Consider the following 1377-nt stretch of genomic DNA (forward strand, 5'->3'; position numbering starts at 1 on the left):
GTGGCGGTGTCTGCGGTTTGGCCGGCGTGGACCTGTTTGGTTTCGAAAGACCAGTTTTCGCTCATGATTATTTGCTCCGTAGTGAAGGGGTTTGTTGTGGCCTAGGCAGTTTCGATGACTGTATGCACGGGAACGGGATTGCGGGTCAGATCGAGCACAGGGCAATGCGCGTCGACTGCTTCCTGAAGTTCGAGGTAGCGCTCGCGGCCTTCCGGGCCGGTGAGGGTGACGACGACCCGGACCTGGGAAAAGCCCGGACGGACCGCGTCGTCGAAGCCGAAGAAGCCGCGGACGTCGAGGTCGCCTTCCGCGCGAGCGGAGATGTCGTCGAGCTTGATGCCGAGCTTGTCGGCCCACACGCGGTAGGTCACCACCTGGCAGGAGAGCAGCGATGCAAGGTAGTACTCAACGGGATTGGCTGCTGTGTTCTCGCCGCCGAGGGCAGGCGGCTCGTCGACCTCGACGCTGTACTTACCGAGTGTGACTGTGCTGGCGACGGCGTCGTGCGCCTGCGCGGCCGCTGTGAATACGACGTGAGCTTTACTCTCGTCCTTGCCGATGGCATCGGCATTGGCAGCGACGACGGAACTCAAGTGCGAGATGGAAGCGGTGGTCATGACAGAAGTGGCCCCTGATCTGGGTATACATACGAATATCTCCCGTGAGCGGCGCTTACGGAAGTAGGTCCGATCAGAAGGTCGGACACCCGGATGTACAGACGTGCGCAAAATCGACATGGCGACGCCGCGTCAGCAGCGTGCCTGTCTCAAATGCGTCGGTTCCCGTCACAGAAGTGACTGTAGCTGGAGAGAACCCTTTCCCACCAGACTTATAGGGAACCTGTCTCGAATCGTGGTCGACTACTGCGGAGACAAGCCGCTCCAGTTGGGTGTTCGGCGATTGGCGAAGGCGTCGAGCCCTTCGGCGATGTCGGGTGACCGCAGGATCGCAGCCCTGGCGGTGTCGGTGACAGTCCAACCCAGGGTGTCGCCTTCGGTGTACAGAGCATTGACGGACTTCAAGCTCAGACTCACTGAGGTGGGGGAGGATTCGCAGATTTCCGATGCCATAACCAGTGCTTCGTCGAGCGCCTTGCCTGGTTCGGTGACGGCATTGACGACGCCGAGATTCAAGGCGCGCTCGGGATCGAGTGTGCGGCCGGTGATCAGGAGTTCACGCGCAACGTTGACGGGCAGTGCCCGTGGTGCGCGGAAGAGTGCGCCGGAGGTGGCAACCAATCCGCGACGAGTTTCTGGGAGGCCGAATTGTGCTGTGCGAGAAGCGACAATGAGATCGCACGCCAACGCGATCTCGAATCCGCCACCGAGCGCGTACCCCTCGACAGCAGCGATCAGGGGCTTGTTGCGTTGCCGGCGG

The 1377-nt window shown here is 61.4% G+C and carries 2 protein-coding genes; both read right to left on the reverse strand.

All coding sequences use genetic code 11. From position 1 onward, the window contains the following. Positions 1-101: 101 nt before the first annotated feature. Positions 102-617: an OsmC family protein gene (locus QM600_RS29380; protein WP_283265298.1), complete on the reverse strand. Its 516-nt coding sequence runs from the start codon at positions 615-617 to the stop codon at positions 102-104. Positions 618-860: 243 nt separating this feature from the next. Beyond that, a partial coding sequence (locus QM600_RS29385; RefSeq protein ID WP_283265299.1) for an enoyl-CoA hydratase-related protein occupies positions 861-1377 on the reverse strand: 517 nt, incomplete at its 5' end.

The organism is Rhodococcus sp. IEGM 1379 (assembly GCF_030056815.1).
GTDB lineage: Bacteria > Actinomycetota > Actinomycetes > Mycobacteriales > Mycobacteriaceae > Rhodococcus_F.

Excerpts from the sequence above, each read along its gene's own strand:
- QM600_RS29380 (WP_283265298.1), bottom strand. The coding sequence starts at position 617 with ATGACCACCGCTTCCATCTCGCACTTGAGTTCCGTCGTCGCTGCCAAT.